Here is a 22,086-nt window from a genome sequence, read left to right on the forward strand (position 1 = left end):
CGGGTAGAAGCAGAATCGAGACTGAAAAGCCCGGGAAACGGGGCTTTTCTTTCACTCAGACTATTCCGGTGATGTTACCGCTTTGAAATAGCGCAGCCGAAAGATCGGCAATCTCGTCATGAACGGCCGCGCGCTCGATGCCGGCGGGATCGGTGAAGAGCTCGGCCGCAAAGGCAAGGCCGAGTCCGGTTCCCTCCGGCAGAAAGACATAGTGCCCGAGGCCGCCGCTGAAGATTTTAAGAGCGCTACGTTTCAGCCGCGCATGCAGCCATGACGAACATTCCTCAGCCGGCGCCGCCCTGTCGGCATCGCCGACCAGGATAAGGGCGGGCGAATCGACCGCTTTCAGGCTCTCTTCACTGAAACCGAGAATCGATCGACCCGGCGCGCAGACGAGTGCGGCCTTGATTCTCTCGTCTCGATAGGAGTTCGATACGCGCGACCATGAATTGCGAAACACGGCGCTGGTGCGAAGCAGGGTCGGAATGTGATCGGCGAGATCCGGAAATTCCCTTGGGCCGCGCACGCCACCCGGTTTTAGCCTTGATGGTTCGAATTGCGAGAACCGGGCGATGGCGCCAAGCAGCAGCATGACGCTATAGGCGCCGGCCGAAAATCCTGCGGCGAACACACGTGATGGATCGATATGGCCTGAAAGGTCGCCCAGCCAGTCGTTGGAATGGTCGAGCATGTGGCTGAGGTCAGGCGCCCGCTCCCAAAGACAGGCGAAGCCTTCGGCGCGATAGGGCTCGCCGCCGGTATTGCCGTGATGGTTGACGCCAAGCGCTGCAAATCCACGATGGACCAGGCGCCGCGCCAGCCACTCCAGCCCGGCGGCGGATCCGCCGGTACCATGCGATAATAGGACGAGGGGATAGGGTATGGCATCCGGCCGGATGGGTGCATCCCGGGCGACGGTCGCCCTCTGGAACCAGCTTCTTTCCGGGATATCGCTTTCCAGCGCCTCTTCGGCGGCAGGATACCACAGGGACCAACTGATGGGTCTCGGGCCATTTGCGTCCCAGTTCGACCTTTTCTCGTCGTAGAGGACGCCGTCGCGAAAGCCGAGTTTCATCTCCCGGGCGCCTCTCCAAACGGTTCCTTACCGTTCAATTGGTCGCCTTCTCGACTGTTATATCGCCGAATTCGTCGATCAGCACGGTCCAGCCGTCCGGCTCTGCCGCGGGATCGGTCTTGAGATAGACGGTGGCGAAGAGCCCCGGTTCTTTGATGATGCCGTTCGAATTTTCGGGGCGGATATCGGTGACGAAAGGCTTCAGGTCGCTGAATTCCTGCAGTTCGATCGTCGAGACGATCGCCGGATCAGTTCCGGTCTGGGCAATCTGCTGCAGATAGATCTTCGAGGTCCTGTCCGCCTGGCGGACGGCGAACAGCTTGTAGTAGCCGTGGCGCTGCGCGGCCTCGGGGTTGGCGACAGCCTCGGCGGTGGGCGCCCGCTCGACCGCCGGCGATTTGCCGTCGTCCTCCCAATAGCCGGTGCTGGTCGCAAAAATCACCGATGCCGGCAGGATGGCATCCTGTGCCGGGGCGGCTGCTACAGACCATCCCAGAAGAAAAACCGTTGTCATCAATATCTGTCGCATTGCCATCGTCTCAATCCTTGAACTGCTCGGCGAGAATACGGTCGGACCACGAGCGGTCGGGATCGGAAAGGATGCGCGCCGTCATATGCTCGGATTGGGCGATGCGGACATGCAGCACCGATTTGACCTCGGTGTTGTCGGCCACCGCATTCACCGGCCGTTTTATCGGCTCGAGAACGTCGATATCGACGGTCACCTTGTTCGGAAGCAGCGCGCCCCTCCAGCGCCGCGGCCTGAAAGCGCTGACCGGCGTCATGGCGAGCAACGGCGCCTCGAGCGGCAGGATCGGTCCATGGGCGGAGAGATTATAGGCTGTCGACCCGGCAGGGGTCGCCACCATCAGCCCGTCGCAGATCAGTTCCTCCAGACGCACGCGCCCGTCCACCACGACCCTCAGATTGGCGGCCTGATAGGATTGGCGGAACAGATAGACTTCATTGATGGCGAGCGCCGTCGTGTTGGTGCCGTCGGCATTGGCCGTCGTCATCTTCAACGGCCGGAAGGCGTTTTCGACGGCCACACAGATCCGCTCCTGCAGCTTGTCGGTGCGGTAATCGTTCATCAGAAACCCGACAGACCCGCGATTCATGCCATAGACCAGCTTGCCTGAGTTCATGGTGCCGTGCAGCGTCTGCAGCATGAAACCGTCGCCGCCGAGCGCGACGATGACGTCGGCTTCGTCAGCCGGCACGTCGCCATAGATGCGAATCAACTCTTCGCGTGCTGCGAGCGCCTCCATCGACGGCGAGGCGAGAAAGGAAAGCGTCTGAAATGAACGGCCCATGCAATGCCCTTTGTGAAGCTGTTCTAGCTAAAGGATAAAGGGCTGGTGCGACAAGGACTTTCGCATTGGGAGCTTTTGGTCGATGCCGATCGTCAACCACAATAGGTCAAGCGGGCGACCGATAGCTGCCGCTTAGCGCAGGCTGCAGTCCCCAGGAATGGATTTTTTCTTTACAGAATCGCAGAATCTGTTAGTTGGGCAGCTATTGCCCTTGTAGCTCAGTTGGTAGAGCACCTGATTTGTAATCAGGGGGTCGCGGGTTCGAACCCTGCCGGGGGCACCAGCCTACGCTCTATGAGCTTCGGCTCGGCGAGCCGAAGAGAGCAACGCCATCTTTTCCCCGCGATAGCGCCTTTCCAAATCTTAGGTTCGATCTTGCTTCGCGCGATCGTACCAGCAGATTCCAAATAGCCCGCATCGCTTGATGAACCGCGTGTGAAGCACTGCTTCAGCGCCAATTCAGCCGCGCCCGCTTATCTTGTCCTCATCATCAAATGAGGAAACAGCCATGAGGCTCGCACATCTCTTTCTCGCCGCAACCATTTCCGTCGGTGCGGCTCTCGCATCCGTCGCCCCGGCGGTTGCCATGTCGGCCGAGCGGCCGGCGGTAACGGCGCGAGGCGATATCATTCAAATTCGTGATGGCTGGCGAGGTGATCGCGACCGTGACGACCGTGACGACCGTGGCTGGCGCGATGAGCGCGATTGGCGCGGGTCCGACTGGCGCGATGATCGCGATTGGCGCCGGTCCGACTGGCGCGATGATCACCGTTACTGGCGGCGGTGGCGTGCCGAGCGTTGGCAGGAGCGTCGCGAGTGGCGCGACCGCGATCGCGGCATGCCGTTCTGGCTCTATCGCGGCTGACGTTATGGCCCGGATCATCCGGGCCATTATTTCAATGGGTGACAGGTTCGTTGACGCTCGCTTCGATCCTGTCGCCATTGCCGGTCTGGCCGGCGCCGGAAGGCGACAGCATCGCTATGCTGAGCACGGAGGCGACCATGAAGGCGATGACGGCAATCATTATGCGCATGGGCGTTCAATCCTCGTTCGGTTACGGGATTAACGCGTGATGGTGGTCCGCGTTCCTGCCTGTCCTATTGCATCGTTCCCGGCGTCGCAGGGCCGGGCGCTGTTGGCGACAGGGGATCAGGCTGGTGGATGGGGTGCGATGTATCCACCCATATGATGCTGAGAATGATCCCCACGAAGACCGCGATGAAGAGGACACCGAAAATCAGTGGTCGAATGGCCATGGGGCGGATGCTCCTCCTTGCCTCTGATCGGTTGCTACAATCGGCCGTCGTCCGATCATAGTGCGCCGGAGCATCTTTCCAAGGTAAAAATCGATTTCTCCCGGCATTGACCAAGCATTGCGCGATCGCGGCCGCCGCTTTCCATCTGTCGTACCGGCTCGAACCGTGTCAGAGATACCGGAAACATTGGGGGAGGCGGGAATATGATGAAACGGGCGGTCACTTCATTGGTTATCGTAGTGGCATTCATTTCTGTTGCCGGTGCATCGGAAATCGCAGCGCATTTCGACCGGCCGGTGAAAGTGGACGTCGTGCCACTTCCCAGGGACGAACTTAACCCCGATGCGAAGCCGAAGATCACCTGCAGCCGTTATCCCACCTTCACAGTTAAAGAGGTCGATCTCGGGGAGGTCGGCGCTGAAAAGCTGGCGCTGCTCGCGGCCGACGCGCCCTGCGAGCGCGCCGGTGAGCGCGAGCGGGTGATCGAGGATGACACCGCTGGTTATGTCATGGGCGTCAGCGGCGGTTTCGTCTTTTTCCGCGCTGCTGACGGATGGAACGGCGGGTTGCCGTTCGTCGTCTATGATGCGGCGACGGGCGAGCGGCTGCTCAATGATTCCCTTGAGGGTGATGGTTTTGCCGCGATCACGAGCGGGAAGGGGAAGTTGACCCTCGATTTCCGCCGCGTCTACACGGCTTCCTGCTCGCTTTATATGGAGAGCGCTGCCTGTGCGAAGGCGATCGGCGACGATACCGGTCTGCAGCCAAAGCAATTGCCGGACTGTGCCGCCGCCTACAAGGCGGAGATGAAGCGTAGTCCTGAGAACGCCGAGGCAATTGAAAAACTGCCGAGCGTGATCGTCTATCCAGTCGAGCTGGCCTATGCGGCCGGCGATATGGCGCGCAAGCCGATGGGCGAAGCGACCGCCTGCCTGACACCGAGCTGATTGGGCCGCGCCGTCATTTTCGAACTATTGGCGCACGAGTGAAAGCGGCTTGCCGCCTTCCTCCTTCGACTTGTCGAAATTGCCGTCGGCACGCATGTCGAAGGCAAGCGATGAACCATCATGGCCCATCAATGTGAGGCCGAACCCCTCGACATGCCAGACCGCGAGCTTGAGCGTGGCGACGTTGGCAGCGCAGTCACCGGAAAGTGACAATGGCGCATTGCCATCCGCCTCGGCATTTCCTTTGAGCGTGACGCCGCAGAGCTTTTCGCCGTCCGGCCTTTGCATCGTCCATGTCCCGGCAAGGCTTCCGAAGGTCGGCAGGCGGTCGATGCCGTTAGGCGCTGCGATCAGCAGGAGCGGCACGCCGTCTTCCGTCTTCATCGGAGAGCCCTCGTTCTCGACGAAGCGGGCGAGCACCTTGCGCGTCGCATCGATCAGGATGATGCCGCCATTGCCGTCGAAATTCCAGGCAGCGGCTTCGGCAAGCGTCGGCATCGGTTTGGCGCAGGAATCCTGGCCGGAAAGCGAATGGCCGCCGATCGCCATATCGGTTTCCAATGTTATCCGGCATCCGGCTGCACCGTCCTGAGGGGCCACGAGATAGGTTCCCGCCTGCACCTTAATAATATCGGGATCGATGTCCTGCCCGTATGCCGCGCCGCAGATAAGGAGCGTCGCCGCCGAAGCGGCGAGCCGAAGAACGAAACGGATCATGACAATTCCCCCTTTGTCCGGTCCGCCTGTGGACCACTTATGCTTTCAAATAGAGCCGCGCCGCGTAAAGCGCGATCGCCGCCGCATTCGACACGTTCAGCGACTTGATTGCGCCGGGCATGTCGAGACGGGCGAGCGCATTGACGGTCTCGCGCGTCTTCTGCCGCAGCCCTTTGCCCTCGGAACCGAGCACCAGCGCCACCTTCTCGCCCGAAAAGGTGCCCTCGAGCGGCGCCGGCCCTTCCGAATCGAGGCCGATGGTGGAGAAGCCGAGCTTGTGCAGTTCACCGAGTGCATCGGCGAGATTGGTGATCTGTATATAAGGTATCAGTTCCAGCGCGCCGGAGGCGGACTTGGCGAGCACGCCTGACTCGGTCGGGCTATGTCTCTGGGTGGTGATGACGGCGCCGGCGTTGAAGGCGACGGCCGTGCGCATGATCGCCCCGACATTGTGGGGATCGGTGACCTGGTCGAGGACGAGCAGGAGAGGGCTGTCCTTCAGCGCTTCGAGCCGGCGTACCGGAAGCGGCCGTGTTTCCAGCATCACGCCCTGATGGATCGCCTCGGGGCCGAGCACCTTGTCGATATCCTGCGGCGAGACGAGTTCGACGGGAATGCCAAGCGTGTCGGCGTCGATTTCGAGGCGGGCAAGCGCGTTCTGCGTCACGAATAGCTTGATCTTTTTACGCTCAGGATTGCCCAGGGCGGCGCGCACTGTATGCAGGCCGTAGAGATGCACCTGGTCCGGGGCGAGCGCCGGCGGTTTCCAGTCCTCGCCGCCGCGCTTGCGCTTCTGAGGCTGTGGCGTCGGGATCTCGCCGCGCTCGCGCTTGGCGTCACGGTGTGCCCTGCGCAGATTAGCGTAGTGGGTGTCCTTGGCGGATGGTTCTGTCGCGGCCGTGCCGCCGGATTTCTTGTCTTTGCTCATGCGGCTTTATAGCCAGGGCGCTCGCCGCCGCATAGGCCCTCTTTCATGTGCCGGCTTTCGGCGACGAATGAAATTTTTCGTGTTTTTTCCGTTGTCATCGTGTTGACAGACTGAAATGCTCCGGTCATATACGCGGCGCAGACGACGGGCGGCAACGCTTCGAAGTCTGACGAACTTGGTCTTCAAGATCCGGACGAAAACTGGAGAGATGCCCGAGTGGTTAAAGGGGACGGACTGTAAATCCGTTGGCTCAGCCTACGTTGGTTCAAATCCAACTCTCTCCACCATTCGTCATCGGATCTGACCAACCCCGCGGGTATAGCTCAATGGTAGAGCAGCAGCCTTCCAAGCTGAATACGCGGGTTCGATTCCCGCTACCCGCTCCAGCTTCTTGCCCAACCTGTCCATACTGATCGCCGCGCCTGATATCCGTAAATATCCCCGTTTTCTCTTGGATTTCAGCGATTTTCGAGGAGGCTTCGGCGAATCACCTTGCAGGCGGCGAATTGTCTCCCATATGCGCTGTCACACCAAGAATGGCGTCTGCAATTAAGTCTTGCGCAATTTCGCCGAAAGCCTTAAACGGCGGCACTAAACCGGTTCGCCGGGGCCCACCATTTCGTTCACAGGAAGCATTCAAATGGCAAAGAGTAAGTTTGAGCGCAACAAGCCGCACGTCAACATTGGCACGATCGGCCACGTTGACCACGGCAAGACGTCTCTGACGGCAGCGATCACGAAGTACTTCGGTGAGTTCAAGGCGTACGACCAGATTGACGCTGCTCCGGAAGAAAAGGCACGCGGCATCACCATTTCGACAGCGCACGTCGAATACGAGACGCCGAACCGCCACTACGCGCACGTCGACTGCCCCGGCCACGCCGACTACGTGAAGAACATGATCACCGGTGCTGCGCAGATGGACGGCGCGATCCTGGTGTGCTCGGCTGCTGACGGCCCGATGCCGCAGACGCGCGAACACATTCTGCTCGCCCGCCAGGTTGGCGTTCCGGCGATCGTGGTGTTCCTGAACAAGGTCGACCAGGTTGACGACGCCGAGCTTCTCGAACTGGTCGAGCTCGAAGTCCGCGAACTGCTGTCGTCCTACGACTTCCCGGGCGACGACATCCCGGTCGTCAAGGGTTCGGCACTTGCTGCTCTCGAAGACTCCGACAAGAAGATCGGCGAAGACGCAATCCGCGAGCTGATGGCTGCTGTTGACGCCTACATCCCGACGCCTGAGCGTCCGATCGACCAGCCGTTCCTGATGCCGATCGAAGACGTGTTCTCGATCTCGGGCCGTGGTACGGTCGTGACCGGCCGCGTCGAGCGTGGCATCGTCAAGGTTGGCGAAGAAGTCGAGATCGTCGGCATCCGCCCGACCTCGAAGACGACGGTGACCGGCGTTGAAATGTTCCGCAAGCTGCTCGATCAGGGCCAGGCCGGCGACAACATCGGCGCTCTGGTTCGCGGTGTGAACCGTGACGGCGTCGAGCGTGGCCAGATCCTGTGCAAGCCGGGTTCGGTCAAGCCGCACAAGAAGTTCATGGCCGAAGCCTACATCCTGACGAAGGAAGAGGGCGGCCGTCATACGCCGTTCTTCACCAACTACCGTCCGCAGTTCTACTTCCGCACGACCGACGTGACGGGCATTGTGACGCTGCCGGAAGGCACGGAGATGGTTATGCCGGGCGACAACGTCACGGTTGCCGTTGAGCTGATCGTTCCGATCGCGATGGAAGAAAAGCTGCGCTTCGCTATCCGCGAAGGCGGCCGCACCGTCGGCGCCGGTATCGTTGCCAGCATCGTCGAGTAACCTTCGGGTTATCCGCAATTATGAAGACCCCGCTGGAAACAGCGGGGTTTTTTCGTTTGATGGCTTCGGGTAGGTTTAACAGGTGTTGTAAAAATATCGTTAAATTGGCCTGTCACAGTATTTTGTTCATCTCACATTCAGAAACCGGTTTGTGAATGGCCCATTTTAGTCCAGACTCCTTCTTGCAAAGAGGAGAGCCCGGATGATTCCAAAGGCCACGTTCGTTGCGACGATATTCGCGATGTATGTTTTCACGATGTTTTTCATCGCTGCAATTCCGCAAGAGGTTGTTCAGGCAGCCGGAGTGCAGCTCAATGAGGTAAGTGTCGTCAAGTGATGACCCTTGCAGAGCATCGCAGGCTTCTGCGGTGATCGGAAATGATCGGCCAGATGCTCCCGATAGGGTGTTTCTGGCGAGGCGGGGTGAACCCCTTGCACGACGCTCGCTTGCTCTTCGCGCGGAAGCGTCTAACTATGCCTCCGGTTTCATGACGCGGAGGATATTCCATGAAGAAACGTATCCTGTTCACGGGCGGTTCGGGCAAGGCAGGTCGGCATGCCGTGCCATGGCTCGTCAATGCCGGTTACGAGGTTAACAACATCGATCTCGTGCCGCTGGATAGCCCCGGCGTTACCAATCTCATCGCCGACATCACCGATAGCGGACAGGTCTTCAACGCGCTCTCGATGCATCGCGATTTTCCCGATCTGGATGCGGGCAGGGGTGTGCAGCCCTTCGATGCCGTCGTGCATTTCGCCGCCATCCCGCGCATCCTGATCAAGCCTGACAACGAAACCTTCCGCATCAACACGATGGGCACCTACAATGTCATCGAGGCGGCGGTGAAGCTCGGCATCAGGAAGATCATCGTCGCATCGAGCGAGACGACTTACGGCGTCTGCTTCGCCGAGGGCCATCGCGATTTCCACCAGTTCCCTCTGGAGGAGGACTACGACGTCAACCCGATGGATTCCTACGGTCTTTCCAAGGTGGTCAACGAGAAGACGGCCCGCGCCTTTGCTGAGCGCTCGGGCTACGACATCTACGCGCTGCGCATCGGCAACGTCATCGAGCCGCATGAGTATGAGAGGTTCCCGACCTATTTCTCCAATCCGGAGATGCGCAAGCGCATCGCCTGGAGCTATATCGACGCCCGCGACCTTGGGCAGATCTGCCATCTCTGCATCGAGAAGGATGGACTGGGCTACCAGGTCTTCAACGCTGCCAACGACACCGTTTCGGCCAATACGCCGTCGAAGGAGCTTGCGAAGCGATTCTTCCCGAACGTGCCTTTCACCCGTGAGATCGGCGAATATGAAAGCCTGCTCTCAAACCGCAAGATTCGCGAGGTGCTGGGCTTTAGGGAAGAGCACGATTGGCGGAAATACGTGAAGGTCTGACCGCGTCTGGCCACGAAGTTGACAAGCCATTTGCCCGCATATGGGGAGAATGGCTTTGAAAATCGAAAATCGTGCTTGCCAATCCCGTGTCGTCGTCTTAAAGGGTCGCCATGCTTTTCAGCAGCGATTTGCGGGCCTTGGCCCAAGCGCTGAATGACAGGCGTGAAGGGGTATAGCTCAGCTGGTAGAGCGGCGGTCTCCAAAACCGCAGGTCGGGGGTTCGAGCCCCTCTGCCCCTGCCACTTTCCTCGATGCGGGACTGCGCGGACGTGCTCGCAGCGTTTCGGACCGGGAATAATGGGTGGCAACTAATTTCGTTAAACTTCGGTTTCCCCCTTGTGTATTCGGAAATCGGTGTTTATTTAGGGTTCAACAGACACGCGGTGCGTGGGGCTGATAGTTTCAGCTTTACGCGCCGTAATTGCGTGGGCAGTCGATGGCATCTAAATCCAATCCGTTTGCGTTTCTGCAGCAGGTTCGCTCCGAGACGTCCAAGGTCACATGGCCGTCGCGCCGCGAGACGATGATCTCGACGGTCATGGTGCTGGTGATGGTGGTTTTCGCCGCGCTGTTTTTCTTTGCCGCTGACCAGCTGATCGGCTGGGTTCTGAGCTTTGTGCTCAATACCGGCAACTGATACGGGTGGAGATGAAAATGGCGGCACGTTGGTACATCGTCCACGCGTATTCGAATTTTGAAAAGAAGGTGGCTGAGGACATCGAGAACAAGGCTCGCCAGAAGGGGCTTGAGCACCTGTTCGAGAAGATCCTCGTGCCGACCGAAAAGGTGGTGGAAGTGCGCCGCGGCCGCAAGGTCGATAGCGAGCGCAAGTTTTTCCCGGGCTATGTTCTCGTTCGTGCCAATCTGACGGATGAAGCCTATCACCTGATCAAGAATACGCCGAAGGTCACGGGTTTCCTCGGCTCCGACAATAAGCCCGTTCCGATTCCGGATTATGAAGCCGAGCGTATTCTCGGTCAGGTCCAGGAAGGTGTCGAGCGGCCGAAGGCATCCATTACCTTCGAGATCGGCGAGCAGGTCCGCGTTTCTGATGGCCCCTTCGCCTCGTTCAACGGCACGGTTCAGGACGTGGACGAAGAGCGTTCGCGCCTGAAGGTGGAAGTGTCGATTTTCGGCCGCGCAACGCCGGTCGAGCTGGAATACGCACAGGTCGAGAAGGTCTGATTGCAGAATTGGGAGGCTGGCCTTGCGGCCTGTCTCCTGCGGACGTTGTCCGCATCCGCGTGGAAGGTGAGGGGTCTTAGCCGGACCCTAACGATCCGTACCACGCAACCGCAGCCGCCGGAGAGATCCGGCATCACGGGCCGGGCAACCGGCCGTTCATGAAAGGCAGAGAGATATGGCTAAGAAAGTTGCAGGCCAGCTCAAGCTTCAGGTCAAGGCAGGATCGGCAAACCCGTCCCCGCCGATTGGTCCGGCGCTTGGTCAGCGTGGCATTAACATCATGGAATTCTGCAAGGCGTTCAATGCCGCCACGCAGGAAATGGAAAAGGGTATGCCGATCCCGGTCGTCATCACCTATTACCAGGACAAGTCCTTCACCTTCGCGATGAAGCAGCCTCCGGTCAGCTACTGGCTGAAGAAGGAAGCGAAGATCACGTCCGGTTCCAAGACGCCCGGCAAGGGCGCCAAGGCCGGCTCCCTCACCAAGGCTCAGATCAAGTCGATCGCCGAAGCCAAGATGAAGGATCTGAACGCAGCGGATATCGAAGGTGCAATGGCGATGATCGAGGGCTCTGCCCGCGCCATGGGCCTGGAAGTGGTGGGTTAAGATCATGGCTGGTAAGCGCACACAGAAGATCAACGAAGGTGTTGATCCTACCAAGCTCTACGCTCTGACCCTGGCAATCGGCATGGTCAAGGAACGGGCTGTCGCAAAGTTCGACGAAACCATCGAAGTCTCGATGAACCTCGGCGTCGACCCCCGCCATGCGGACCAGATGGTTCGCGGCGTCGTCAACCTCCCGAACGGCACGGGCCGTACGGTTCGCGTTGCGGTCTTTGCTCGTGGCGTTAAGGCTGATGAAGCCAAGGCAGCCGGTGCCGATATCGTCGGCGCTGAAGAGCTCGTCGAAATCGTCCAGGGTGGCAAGATCGAATTCGATCGCTGCATCGCCACCCCGGACATGATGCCGCTCGTCGGCCGTCTCGGTAAGGTTCTCGGCCCCCGCGGCATGATGCCGAACCCGAAGGTCGGCACCGTGACCATGGACGTCGCTGGAGCTGTCAAGGCCTCCAAGGGCGGCGCCGTCGAGTTCCGCGTCGAGAAGGCTGGTATCGTCCACGCTGGCATCGGCAAGGCTTCTTTCGACGCCAAGGCTCTGGAAGAAAACATCCGCGCCTTCGCTGATGCCGTCATCAAGGCGAAGCCGGCTGGTGCCAAGGGCAACTACGTCAAGCGCGTGGCGATTTCTTCGACCATGGGCCCGGGCGTCAAGATCGAAGTCGGCTCGGTCACCGCAGGTCCGACTGCATAAGTTATTGCCGGGCTTTTAAGCCCGGCGACTGAATTTCCGGCCTCGTAAGGGGCCGGAATATTCCGGAGAAATCCGGAATCCTGTCCGAGATTGCAGGTGGTTTTCCCTTAATCACTTGGCCTGCATGAGACGGGTAAGACCCGAATTGCATGAAGTTCGCTTCTCGTAACTCGGTTCGAGCCTTGGATGCCTTGTGCCTCTTTAGCCTTGATTGGCGCGGGAGCGCGGGGGGACAGGATCCTCAAGCGTCGCTTGGGATCTCGCATGATCCCAGGAGGCAAAGGCAACCCGGCGGGCCCGTTTTCGGTCCCGCCAACTGGAGATAGGCAGTGGAAAGAGCGGAAAAACGCGAATTCGTCACGGAACTGAACGAAGTCTTCAAGGCTTCGGGCTCAGTTGTCGTGGCCCACTATGCTGGTGCCACAGTCGCGCAGATGAACGATTTTCGTTCGAAGATGCGTGCAGCTGGCGGTACCGTCAAAGTCGCGAAGAACCGCCTGGCCAAAATTGCCCTTCAGGGTACGGAAGCGGAAGGGATTACCAATCTCTTCAAGGGTCAGACGCTGATTGCATACAGCAACGATCCGATCACCGCTCCGAAGGTCGTCATGGATTTCGCCAAGACCAACGACAAGATCGTGGTTCTCGGCGGCGCCATGGGAACAACCACGCTCAACGCCGAAGCAGTCAAGTCGCTTGCGACCCTGCCTTCGCTCGACGAGCTGCGTGCGAAGCTGCTGGGCATGATCCAGACACCGGCTACCCGCATCGCTGGGGTTGTTGCAGCACCGGCAAGCCAGCTTGCCCGCGTGTTTGCGGCCTACGCCAAGAAGGACGAAGCCGCTTAAGGCGGTTTTTCGCTGTTTATAATCAACCGGTTCGAACCGAACAAAAGGAACTAGTAAAATGGCTGATCTCGCAAAGATCGTTGACGACCTCTCCTCGCTGACCGTTCTGGAAGCTGCAGAACTGTCGAAGCTTCTCGAAGAAAAGTGGGGCGTTTCCGCTGCTGCTCCGGTAGCTGTTGCTGCCGCTGCTGGTGGCGCCGGCGCTGCTGCTGTCGTTGAAGAAGAAAAGACTGAATTCGACGTCATCCTCGTCGACGCTGGTGCAAACAAGATCAACGTCATCAAGGAAGTCCGCGCCATCACCGGTCTCGGCCTCAAGGAAGCCAAGGACCTCGTCGAAGGCGCTCCGAAGGCTGTCAAGGAAGCTGTTTCCAAGGCTGAAGCCGCCGACATCAAGAAGAAGCTTGAAGACGCTGGCGCCAAGGCCGACGTCAAGTAATCTTGAACTGCTTTTGGGAGGCAGCAACGACTGCCTCCCATTTGCCGTTTTTCTGAACGAATTACCCAAAAGCCGCGTCAAAACGGCTTTTGGGTAATGGGTTCTTCAAAAGGATAGTCTCGCACCGAGGGCAGCACAGCAATCCGAGCTGAGCGTTTTCGGGAGTCGGACGAGATTGAACTACCCATTGATTGACGGGGTCGACTGGCCATCGGTTCCCGTCCGTTGCAGGCCCGGGTGCAAGATTTTGAAGGAGCGACGATGGCTCAGACCCTTTCGTTCAACGGTCGCAGGCGCGTACGCAAGTTTTTTGGTAAGATCCCCGAAGTCGCAGAAATGCCGAACCTCATCGAGGTTCAAAAGGCGTCCTACGACCAGTTTCTGATGGTTGAAGAGCCCAAGGGCGGTCGCCCCGACGAAGGCCTTCAGGCTGTCTTCAAGTCGGTTTTCCCGATCACGGATTTTTCCGGCGCGTCCATGCTGGAGTTCGTATCCTATGAATTCGAGCCGCCGAAGTTCGACGTCGACGAATGCCGTCAGCGTGATCTGACCTACGCAGCGCCGCTGAAGGTGACGCTGCGCCTCATCGTGTTCGATATCGACGAGGATACCGGCGCGAAGTCGATCAAGGACATCAAGGAACAGTCCGTCTACATGGGCGATATGCCGCTCATGACCAATAACGGCACGTTCATCGTCAACGGCACCGAGCGCGTCATCGTCTCCCAGATGCACCGTTCGCCGGGCGTCTTCTTCGACCACGACAAGGGCAAGAGCCATTCTTCCGGCAAGCTGCTCTTTGCGGCCCGTGTCATCCCCTATCGCGGTTCCTGGCTCGATATCGAATTCGACGCCAAGGACATCGTCTACGCCCGTATCGACCGCCGCCGCAAGATTCCGGTGACGTCGCTCTTGATGGCGCTCGGCATGGACGGCGAGGAAATCCTCGACACCTTCTACACGAAGTCGCTCTACAAGCGCGACGGCGAAGGCTGGCGCATTCCCTTCAAGCCGGAAACGCTGAAGGGTGCCAAGGCGATCACCGAGATGGTCGACGCCGATACCGGCGAAGTCGTCGTGGAAGCCGGCAAGAAGCTGACCCCGCGCCTGCTGCGTCAGCTTTCCGACAAGGGCCTGAAGGCGCTGAAGGCCGGCGACGACGACCTTTACGGCAACTACCTCGCCGAAGACATCGTCAACTACTCGACGGGTGAAATCTATCTCGAGGCCGGCGACGAAATCGACGAGAAGACACTCGGCATCATCCTGGCAAACGGTTTCGACGAGATCCCGGTTCTCGGCATCGACCACATCAATGTCGGCGCCTATATCCGCAATACGCTGTCTGCCGACAAGAACGAGAACCGTCAGGACGCTCTGTTCGACATCTACCGCGTCATGCGTCCGGGTGAACCGCCGACCATGGAATCGGCCGAAGCCATGTTCAACTCGCTGTTCTTCGATGCGGAGCGTTACGACCTCTCCGCCGTCGGCCGCGTCAAGATGAACATGCGTCTCGACCTGACCGTCGAGGACACCGTCCGCATCCTGCGCAAGGACGACATCCTGGCCGTGGTCAAGATGCTGGTCGAACTGCGCGACGGCAAGGGCGAAATCGACGACATCGACAACCTCGGCAACCGCCGCGTCCGCTCGGTCGGCGAACTGATGGAAAATCAGTATCGTCTCGGCCTGCTCCGCATGGAGCGCGCGATCAAGGAACGCATGTCCTCGATCGAGATCGACACGGTCATGCCGCAGGATCTGATCAACGCCAAGCCGGCTGCTGCAGCCGTCCGCGAATTCTTCGGTTCCTCGCAGCTCTCGCAGTTTATGGACCAGGTCAACCCGCTCTCGGAAATCACCCACAAGCGCCGTCTTTCGGCTCTTGGCCCGGGCGGTCTGACCCGCGAGCGCGCCGGCTTCGAAGTCCGCGACGTGCATCCGACCCACTACGGCCGTATTTGCCCGATCGAAACGCCGGAAGGGCCGAACATCGGTCTCATCAACTCGCTTGCGACCTTTGCCCGCGTCAACAAGTACGGCTTCATCGAAAGCCCGTACCGCCGCATCGTCGACGGCAAGGTGACCAACGACGTGCTTTACCTCTCCGCCATGGAAGAGGCGAAGTACTACGTCGCCCAGGCCAACGCCGAAATGAACGCCGACGGTTCCTTCGTCGACGAATTCGTCGTCTGCCGTCATGCCGGCGAAGTTATGCTCGCCCCGCGCGACAGCATGAACCTGATGGACGTTTCGCCGAAGCAGGTCGTTTCGGTCGCAGCCGCGCTCATCCCGTTCCTGGAAAACGACGACGCCAACCGCGCGCTCATGGGCTCGAACATGCAGCGTCAGGCAGTGCCGCTGCTGCGTGCCGAAGCTCCGTTCGTCGGCACCGGCATGGAGCCGGTCGTCGCCCGTGACTCAGGCGCTGCTATCGGCGCCCGCCGCGGCGGCGTGGTCGATCAGGTTGATGCGACGCGTATCGTTATCCGCGCCACGGAAGACCTCGAAGCCGGCAAATCCGGCGTCGATATCTACCGTCTGCAGAAGTTCCAGCGTTCGAACCAGAACACCTGCGTCAACCAGCGTCCGCTGGTCACCGTCGGTGACGAGGTCAACCGCGGCGACATTCTTGCCGACGGTCCGTCGACCGATCTCGGCGATCTGGCGCTCGGCCGCAACGCGCTCGTCGCGTTCATGCCCTGGAACGGCTACAACTACGAAGACTCGATCCTGCTCTCCGAGCGCATCGTTGCCGACGACGTGTTCACCTCCATCCACATCGAGGAATTCGAAGTGATGGCGCGCGACACCAAGCTTGGTCCTGAGGAAATCACCCGCGATATTCCGAACGTTTCGGAAGAAGCGCTGAAGAACCTCGACGAAGCCGGCATCGTCTATATCGGCGCCGAAGTTCAGCCGGGCGATATCCTCGTCGGCAAGATCACGCCGAAGGGCGAAAGCCCAATGACGCCGGAAGAAAAGCTTCTGCGCGCCATCTTCGGTGAAAAGGCCTCCGACGTGCGCGACACCTCCATGCGCATGCCGCCCGGCACCTACGGCACGATCGTCGAAGTTCGCGTCTTCAACCGCCACGGCGTTGAGAAGGACGAGCGCGCGATGGCGATCGAGCGCGAAGAGATCGAGCGTCTGGCAAAGGACCGTGACGACGAGCAGGCGATCCTCGACCGTAACGTCTACGGCCGTTTGATCGACATGCTGCGCGGTCAGGTCTCCATTGCCGGTCCGAAGGGCTTCAAGAAGGGCACCGAGCTTTCGAACGCCGTCGTCTCCGAATATCCCCGCTCGCAGTGGTGGATGTTCGCCGTCGAGGACGAGAAGGTCCAGAGCGAGCTCGAAGCACTTCGTGGCCAGTACGACGAATCCAAGTCGCGCCTCGAACAGCGCTTCATGGACAAGGTCGAGAAGGTCCAGCGCGGCGATGAAATGCCTCCTGGCGTCATGAAGATGGTCAAGGTCTTCGTCGCCGTGAAGCGCAAGATCCAGCCGGGCGACAAGATGGCCGGCCGTCACGGGAACAAGGGCGTCGTCTCGCGCATTGTGCCGGTGGAGGATATGCCGTTCCTCGAAGACGGCACGCATGTCGACGTCGTTCTGAACCCGCTTGGCGTGCCCTCGCGCATGAACGTCGGCCAGATCCTGGAAACGCACCTGGGCTGGGCTTGCGCCGGCATGGGTCGCCAGATCGGCGAACTGATCGAAGCTTACAAGGCGAACGGCAACATCGAGCCGCTGCGCAAGACCATCAGCGATGTCGTCGGTGACGGTCCGAAGGCTGAACAGGTCCACGAGTTCGACGATGACTCGGTTCTGCGTCTTGCCGACCAGTGGAAGCGCGGCGTTTCGATTGCGACGCCTGTTTTCGACGGTGCGCATGAAGGCGACGTCAACGACATGCTGCGCCTGGCAGGTCTCAAGGATACCGGCCAGTCGACGCTCTATGACGGCCGTACCGGCGAGCAGTTCGACCGCCAGGTGACTGTGGGCTACATCTACATGCTGAAGCTCAACCACTTGGTCGACGACAAGATCCATGCCCGTTCGATCGGTCCTTACTCGCTCGTGACCCAGCAGCCGCTGGGCGGCAAGGCGCAGTTCGGCGGCCAGCGCTTCGGCGAAATGGAAGTCTGGGCGCTCGAAGCCTACGGCGCGGCCTACACGCTGCAGGAAATGCTGACGGTGAAGTCGGACGACGTCGCCGGCCGCACCAAGGTCTACGAAGCCATTGTCCGCGGAGACGACACGTTCGAAGCCGGTATTCCGGAAAGCTTCAACGTTCTCGTCAAGGAAATGCGCTCGCTGGGCCTCAGCGTCGAGCTCGAGAACACCAAGCTTGACGAGGCGCAGGCAGCCCAGCTGCCCGATGCGGCCGAGTAAGCACTTGATAGGGCGTGCGCTGCCAATACGGCGCACGCCGGTCCCGCCGGGCGCCGTATCCGTGTCGGCCCGGAAGGGAAGTTTCGCCGCATCTTGCGGTTATTCTCGTTTAAGCGAGGGAGGCGGCTCCCGGGAAATTGCCGCCGACCATCGCATTTTGAGGGCGCTTTAGCCCATGAAGGAGACAGGCATGAACCAAGAGGTCATGAATCTTTTCAATCCGCAGGTGCCTGCACAGAATTTCGATTCCATTCGGATTTCGATCGCGTCTCCGGAGAAGATCCTCTCCTGGTCCTACGGTGAGATCAAGAAGCCGGAAACCATCAACTACCGCACGTTCAAGCCGGAACGTGACGGTCTGTTCTGCGCGCGCATCTTTGGCCCGATCAAGGACTACGAGTGCCTGTGCGGCAAGTACAAGCGCATGAAGTACAAGGGCATCATCTGCGAAAAGTGCGGCGTCGAAGTCACGCTGTCGCGCGTTCGCCGTGAGCGCATGGGCCATATCGAGCTCGCCGCTCCCGTTGCCCACATCTGGTTCCTGAAGTCGCTGCCGAGCCGTATTTCGACGCTGCTCGACATGACGCTGAAGGATGTTGAGCGCGTCCTCTACTTCGAAAACTACATCGTCACCGAGCCCGGCCTGACCGCCCTGAAGGAGCACCAGCTCCTCTCGGAAGAAGAGTACATGCTTGCCGTCGACGAATACGGCGAAGACCAGTTCACCGCGATGATCGGCGCTGAGGCGATCTACGAGATGCTGGCCTCGATGAATCTCGAAAAGATCGCTGGCGACCTGCGCTCCGAGCTTGCCGACACCACGTCGGATCTCAAGCAGAAGAAGCTGATGAAGCGCCTGAAGATCGTCGAGAACTTCATGGAATCCGGCAACCGTCCGGAATGGATGATCATGAAGGTCGTTCCGGTCATCCCGCCGGATCTGCGTCCGCTGGTTCCTCTGGACGGTGGTCGTTTCGCGACGTCGGATCTGAACGATCTTTACCGCCGCGTCATCAACCGTAACAACCGCTTGAAGCGCCTCATCGAACTGCGCGCACCTGGCATCATCATCCGCAACGAAAAGCGCATGCTGCAGGAATCTGTGGATGCGCTGTTCGACAATGGCCGCCGCGGCCGCGTCATCACCGGCGCCAACAAGCGTCCGTTGAAGTCGCTGTCCGACATGCTCAAGGGCAAGCAGGGCCGCTTCCGCCAGAACCTGCTCGGCAAGCGCGTCGACTATTCCGGCCGTTCGGTCATCGTGACCGGTCCGGAATTGAAGCTGCATCAGTGCGGTCTTCCGAAGAAGATGGCGCTCGAACTCTTCAAGCCGTTCATCTACGCTCGCCTCGACGCCAAGGGTTACTCCTCGACCGTCAAGCAGGCCAAGAAGCTGGTTGAAAAGGAAAAGCCTGAGGTCTGGGATATCCTCGACGAGGTCATCCGCGAGCATCCGGTTCTCCTGAACCGCGCGCCGACGCTGCACCGCCTGGGTATCCAGGCCTTCGAACCCACCCTGGTCGAAGGCAAGGCGATCCAGCTGCACCCGCTCGTCTGCACGGCCTTCAACGCCGACTTCGACGGTGACCAGATGGCCGTTCACGTGCCGCTGTCGCTCGAAGCCCAGCTCGAAGCCCGCGTGCTGATGATGTCGACCAACAACATCCTGCACCCGGCCAACGGTGCGCCGATCATCGTTCCCTCGCAGGACATGGTTCTCGGTCTCTACTACCTCTCGATCCTGAACCAGAACGAGCCGGGCGAAGGCATGGCCTTCTCCGATCTCGGCGAACTGCATCACGCTCTTGAAAGCAAGGTCGTGACGCTGCACACCAAGATCCGCGGCCGTTTCAAGTCGATCGACGAGGATGGCAAGCCCTACTCGAAGATCTATGAGACGACGCCTGGCCGTCTGCTCATCGGCGAACTGCTGCCGAAGAACGGCAAGGTGCCCTTCGACATCTGCAACCAGGAAATGACCAAGAAGAACATCTCCAAGATGATCGACACGGTCTACCGTCATTGCGGCCAGAAGGACACGGTCATTTTCTGCGACCGCATCATGCAGCTCGGCTTTAGCCATGCCTGCCGCGCCGGCATTTCGTTCGGCAAGGACGACATGGTCATTCCGGAAACCAAGGCAAAGATCGTTGGCGACACCGAAAACCTGGTCAAGGAATACGAGCAGCAGTACAACGACGGCCTGATCACTCAGGGCGAAAAGTACAACAAGGTCGTTGATGCCTGGGGCAAGGCAACCGAGAAGGTCGCTGAAGACATGATGGCCCGTATTAAGGCTGTCGAGTTCGATCCGAACACTGGCCGCCAGAAGCCGATGAACGCCATCTATATGATGTCGCATTCCGGCGCCCGTGGTTCTCCGAACCAGATGCGCCAGCTGGGCGGCATGCGCGGCCTCATGGCCAAGCCGTCGGGCGAAATCATCGAGACGCCGATCATCTCGAACTTCAAGGAAGGCCTGACCGTCAACGAGTACTTCAACTCGACGCACGGCGCCCGTAAGGGTCTGGCAGACACCGCCTTGAAGACAGCAAACTCCGGTTACCTGACCCGCCGTCTCGTCGACGTCGCGCAGGATTGCATTGTCACGCACGTCGACTGCGGTACCGAAACCGGTCTGACCATGACGGCCATCGTCGATGCCGGCCAGGTCGTCGCCTCGCTCGGCGCCCGTATCCTCGGCCGCACGGCGCTCGACGACATCGATCATCCGGTTACGGGTGAGCGCATCGTCGATGCCGGCAAGATGATCCTCGAGCCTGATGTCATCGAAATCGAGAAGGCCGGTATCCAGTCGATCCGCATCCGCTCGGCGCTGACCTGCGAAATCCAGACGGGCGTCTGCTCGGTCTGCTACGGCCGCGACCTCGCGCGCGGTACGCCTGTCAACATGGGCGAAGCCGTCGGCGTCATCGCTGCTCAGTCGATCGGCGAGCCGGGAACCCAGCTCACCATGCGTACCTTCCACCTTGGCGGTACGGCAACCGTGGTCGACCAGTCGTTCCTGGAAGCCTCGTACGAAGGTACGGTGCAGATCAAGAACCGCAACCTGCTGCGCAACTCCGAAGGCAGCCTCGTTGCCATGGGCCGCAACATGACCGTCCAGATCCTGGACGAGCGTGGCGTGGAGCGCTCTTCGCAGCGCGTCGCCTACGGTTCGAAGCTGCATGTCGACGAGGGTGACAAGGTCAAGCGCGGCCAGCGTCTGGCTGAGTGGGATCCCTATACCCGTCCGATGATGACGGAAGTAGCCGGTACCGTTCAGTTCGAAGATCTGGTCGATGGTCTCTCCGTTCTCGAAGCGACCGACGAATCCACCGGCATCACCAAGCGTCAGGTCATCGACTGGCGGTCGACGCCGCGCGGCTCGGACCTCAAGCCGGCGATCGTCATCAAGGATGCCAACGGCAATATCGCGAAGCTGTCGCGTGGTAGCGATGCCCGCTTCTTCCTCTCGGTGGATGCGATCCTGTCGGTCGAACCGGGCACGAAGGTCTCCCAGGGTGACGTTCTCGCCCGTTCGCCGCTCGAAAGCGCCAAGACCAAGGACATCACCGGCGGTCTGCCGCGTGTTGCCGAACTGTTCGAAGCTCGCCGTCCGAAGGATCACGCCATCATCGCAGAGATCGATGGTACGATCCGCCTCGGCCGCGACTACAAGAACAAGCGTCGCGTCATCATCGAGCCGGCGGAAGACGGTGTCGAGCCTGTCGAATACCTGATCCCGAAGGGCAAGCCCTTCCATCTTCAGGACGGCGACTATATCGAAAAGGGTGATTACATCCTCGACGGTAACCCGGCTCCGCACGACATCCTGGCGATCAAGGGCGTGGAGGCTCTCGCTTCCTACCTCGTCAACGAAATCCAGGAAGTCTACCGTCTGCAGGGCGTCGTCATCAACGACAAGCACATCGAGGTGATCGTCCGTCAGATGCTGCAGAAGGTGGAAATCACCGATGCGGGCGACTCGACCTATATCGTCGGCGACAATGTCGACCGGATCGAGCTCGAAGACGTCAACGATCATCTGATCGAGCAGGGCAAGAAGCCCGCCCACGGCGATCCGGTTCTTCTCGGCATCACCAAGGCGTCGCTGCAGACCCCGTCCTTCATCTCGGCCGCGTCCTTCCAGGAAACGACCAAGGTGCTGACGGAAGCTGCAATCGCCGGCAAGACCGACGGCCTGCAGGGCCTGAAGGAAAACGTCATCGTCGGCCGCCTCATCCCGGCCGGCACCGGCGGCACCATGACGCAGATCCGCCGCATCGCCACGTCGCGCGACGAGCTGATCCTCGAAGAGCGTCGCAAGGGCACTGGGGCAGCCGTCGCCACCCCGATGCTGCAGGACATGGCCGAAAACGCCCCGGCTGCGGAATAATCCGCAGCTGAAGTTCATGAATTGAAAACCGCCCGGAGCGATCCGGG

20 protein-coding genes and 4 tRNA genes are annotated in these 22,086 nt (G+C 59.9%); 17 read left to right on the top strand and 7 right to left on the bottom strand.

The window, feature by feature from the left end; translation table 11 throughout:
- Positions 1–55: 55 nt before the first annotated feature.
- The 3 genes from EFQ99_RS27765 to EFQ99_RS27775 are packed head-to-tail and all read right to left on the bottom strand — an operon-like array spanning position 56 to position 2,388.
- Positions 56–1,075, bottom strand: a complete 1,020-nt coding sequence (locus EFQ99_RS27765) for an alpha/beta hydrolase family protein (protein ID WP_126924395.1) — start codon at positions 1,073–1,075, stop codon at positions 56–58.
- 34 nt (positions 1,076–1,109) lie between these two features.
- Positions 1,110–1,610, bottom strand: a complete 501-nt coding sequence (locus EFQ99_RS27770) for a hypothetical protein (protein ID WP_126924396.1) — start codon at positions 1,608–1,610, stop codon at positions 1,110–1,112.
- A 4-nt stretch (positions 1,611–1,614) separates the two neighbouring features.
- Positions 1,615–2,388 (bottom strand): NAD kinase, encoded by a 774-nt coding sequence (locus EFQ99_RS27775; RefSeq protein ID WP_126924397.1) that lies wholly within the window; start codon positions 2,386–2,388, stop codon positions 1,615–1,617.
- A 207-nt stretch (positions 2,389–2,595) separates the two neighbouring features.
- Here EFQ99_RS27775 and EFQ99_RS27780 point away from each other — a divergent pair.
- Together EFQ99_RS27780 and EFQ99_RS27785 are read left to right on the top strand one after the other, a co-directional pair.
- Positions 2,596–2,671, top strand: a tRNA-Thr gene (locus EFQ99_RS27780).
- A gap of 225 nt (positions 2,672–2,896) precedes the next feature.
- Entirely contained in the window at positions 2,897–3,253 is a 357-nt protein-coding gene (locus EFQ99_RS27785) for a hypothetical protein (RefSeq protein WP_126924398.1), read from the top strand.
- A gap of 31 nt (positions 3,254–3,284) precedes the next feature.
- Here the strand turns inward: EFQ99_RS27785 and EFQ99_RS35180 are convergent, their stop codons facing one another.
- Both EFQ99_RS35180 and EFQ99_RS35185 read right to left on the bottom strand, forming a co-directional pair.
- Positions 3,285–3,422, bottom strand: coding sequence for a hypothetical protein (locus EFQ99_RS35180; RefSeq protein WP_164736452.1), 138 nt, complete (start codon positions 3,420–3,422; stop codon positions 3,285–3,287).
- Between the two features lie 64 nt (positions 3,423–3,486).
- Complete coding sequence (locus tag EFQ99_RS35185; protein ID WP_164736453.1) at positions 3,487–3,645, bottom strand: hypothetical protein; 159 nt, start codon at positions 3,643–3,645, stop codon at positions 3,487–3,489.
- Between the two features lie 239 nt (positions 3,646–3,884).
- On the opposite strand from EFQ99_RS35185, the gene EFQ99_RS27790 reads away from it, so the two are divergent.
- Positions 3,885–4,592: a hypothetical protein gene (locus tag EFQ99_RS27790; protein WP_245441594.1), complete on the top strand. Its 708-nt coding sequence runs from the start codon at positions 3,885–3,887 to the stop codon at positions 4,590–4,592.
- 24 nt (positions 4,593–4,616) lie between these two features.
- Here the strand turns inward: EFQ99_RS27790 and EFQ99_RS27795 are convergent, their stop codons facing one another.
- A complete protein-coding gene (locus EFQ99_RS27795) occupies positions 4,617–5,309 on the bottom strand; it encodes an AprI/Inh family metalloprotease inhibitor (protein ID WP_126924399.1) in 693 nt (230 codons plus the stop codon).
- A 37-nt stretch (positions 5,310–5,346) separates the two neighbouring features.
- Positions 5,347–6,237 (bottom strand): 23S rRNA (guanosine(2251)-2'-O)-methyltransferase RlmB, encoded by an 891-nt coding sequence (gene rlmB, locus EFQ99_RS27800; protein WP_126924400.1) that lies wholly within the window; start codon positions 6,235–6,237, stop codon positions 5,347–5,349.
- Between the two features lie 202 nt (positions 6,238–6,439).
- Here rlmB and EFQ99_RS27805 point away from each other — a divergent pair.
- The 14 genes from EFQ99_RS27805 to rpoC all read left to right on the top strand — a co-directional run bounded on the left by EFQ99_RS27805 (position 6,440) and on the right by rpoC (position 22,039).
- Positions 6,440–6,524 (top strand) — tRNA-Tyr (locus EFQ99_RS27805).
- Between the two features lie 25 nt (positions 6,525–6,549).
- A tRNA-Gly gene (locus EFQ99_RS27810) sits at positions 6,550–6,623 on the top strand.
- 254 nt (positions 6,624–6,877) lie between these two features.
- The gene (gene tuf / locus EFQ99_RS27815) at positions 6,878–8,053 is read left to right on the top strand and encodes an elongation factor Tu (protein ID WP_126924401.1); all 1,176 of its coding nucleotides are present in this window, start codon (positions 6,878–6,880) and stop codon (positions 8,051–8,053) included.
- 202 nt (positions 8,054–8,255) lie between these two features.
- Entirely contained in the window at positions 8,256–8,390 is a 135-nt protein-coding gene (locus tag EFQ99_RS36035) for a hypothetical protein (RefSeq protein ID WP_281024297.1), read from the top strand.
- Positions 8,391–8,560: 170 nt separating this feature from the next.
- Positions 8,561–9,454 carry an NAD-dependent epimerase/dehydratase family protein gene (locus EFQ99_RS27820; protein ID WP_126924402.1) on the top strand — a complete coding sequence of 298 codons (894 nt, stop codon included), beginning with the start codon at positions 8,561–8,563 and terminating at the stop codon, positions 9,452–9,454.
- Between the two features lie 166 nt (positions 9,455–9,620).
- Positions 9,621–9,696, top strand: a tRNA-Trp gene (locus EFQ99_RS27825).
- Between the two features lie 194 nt (positions 9,697–9,890).
- Positions 9,891–10,091 (top strand): preprotein translocase subunit SecE, encoded by a 201-nt coding sequence (gene secE, locus EFQ99_RS27830; protein ID WP_003573826.1) that lies wholly within the window; start codon positions 9,891–9,893, stop codon positions 10,089–10,091.
- A 17-nt stretch (positions 10,092–10,108) separates the two neighbouring features.
- Positions 10,109–10,639, top strand: coding sequence for a transcription termination/antitermination protein NusG (gene nusG, locus EFQ99_RS27835; protein ID WP_004669067.1), 531 nt, complete (start codon positions 10,109–10,111; stop codon positions 10,637–10,639).
- 175 nt (positions 10,640–10,814) lie between these two features.
- Entirely contained in the window at positions 10,815–11,246 is a 432-nt protein-coding gene (gene rplK / locus EFQ99_RS27840; protein ID WP_003547518.1) for a 50S ribosomal protein L11, read from the top strand.
- Between the two features lie 4 nt (positions 11,247–11,250).
- Entirely contained in the window at positions 11,251–11,952 is a 702-nt protein-coding gene (gene rplA, locus EFQ99_RS27845) for a 50S ribosomal protein L1 (protein ID WP_126924403.1), read from the top strand.
- A 329-nt stretch (positions 11,953–12,281) separates the two neighbouring features.
- The gene (gene rplJ, locus EFQ99_RS27850) at positions 12,282–12,800 is read left to right on the top strand and encodes a 50S ribosomal protein L10 (protein WP_126924404.1); all 519 of its coding nucleotides are present in this window, start codon (positions 12,282–12,284) and stop codon (positions 12,798–12,800) included.
- A 58-nt stretch (positions 12,801–12,858) separates the two neighbouring features.
- Positions 12,859–13,239: a 50S ribosomal protein L7/L12 gene (gene rplL / locus EFQ99_RS27855; protein ID WP_126924405.1), complete on the top strand. Its 381-nt coding sequence runs from the start codon at positions 12,859–12,861 to the stop codon at positions 13,237–13,239.
- A 261-nt stretch (positions 13,240–13,500) separates the two neighbouring features.
- Positions 13,501–17,640 carry a DNA-directed RNA polymerase subunit beta gene (gene rpoB / locus EFQ99_RS27860; protein WP_126924406.1) on the top strand — a complete coding sequence of 1,380 codons (4,140 nt, stop codon included), beginning with the start codon at positions 13,501–13,503 and terminating at the stop codon, positions 17,638–17,640.
- A gap of 190 nt (positions 17,641–17,830) precedes the next feature.
- Positions 17,831–22,039, top strand: a complete 4,209-nt coding sequence (gene rpoC, locus EFQ99_RS27865) for a DNA-directed RNA polymerase subunit beta' (protein ID WP_126924407.1) — start codon at positions 17,831–17,833, stop codon at positions 22,037–22,039.
- Positions 22,040–22,086 lie beyond the last annotated feature (47 nt).

The sequence above is a fragment of the Rhizobium vallis genome (assembly GCF_003985155.1).
In the GTDB taxonomy this organism is placed as follows: domain Bacteria; phylum Pseudomonadota; class Alphaproteobacteria; order Rhizobiales; family Rhizobiaceae; genus Rhizobium; species Rhizobium vallis.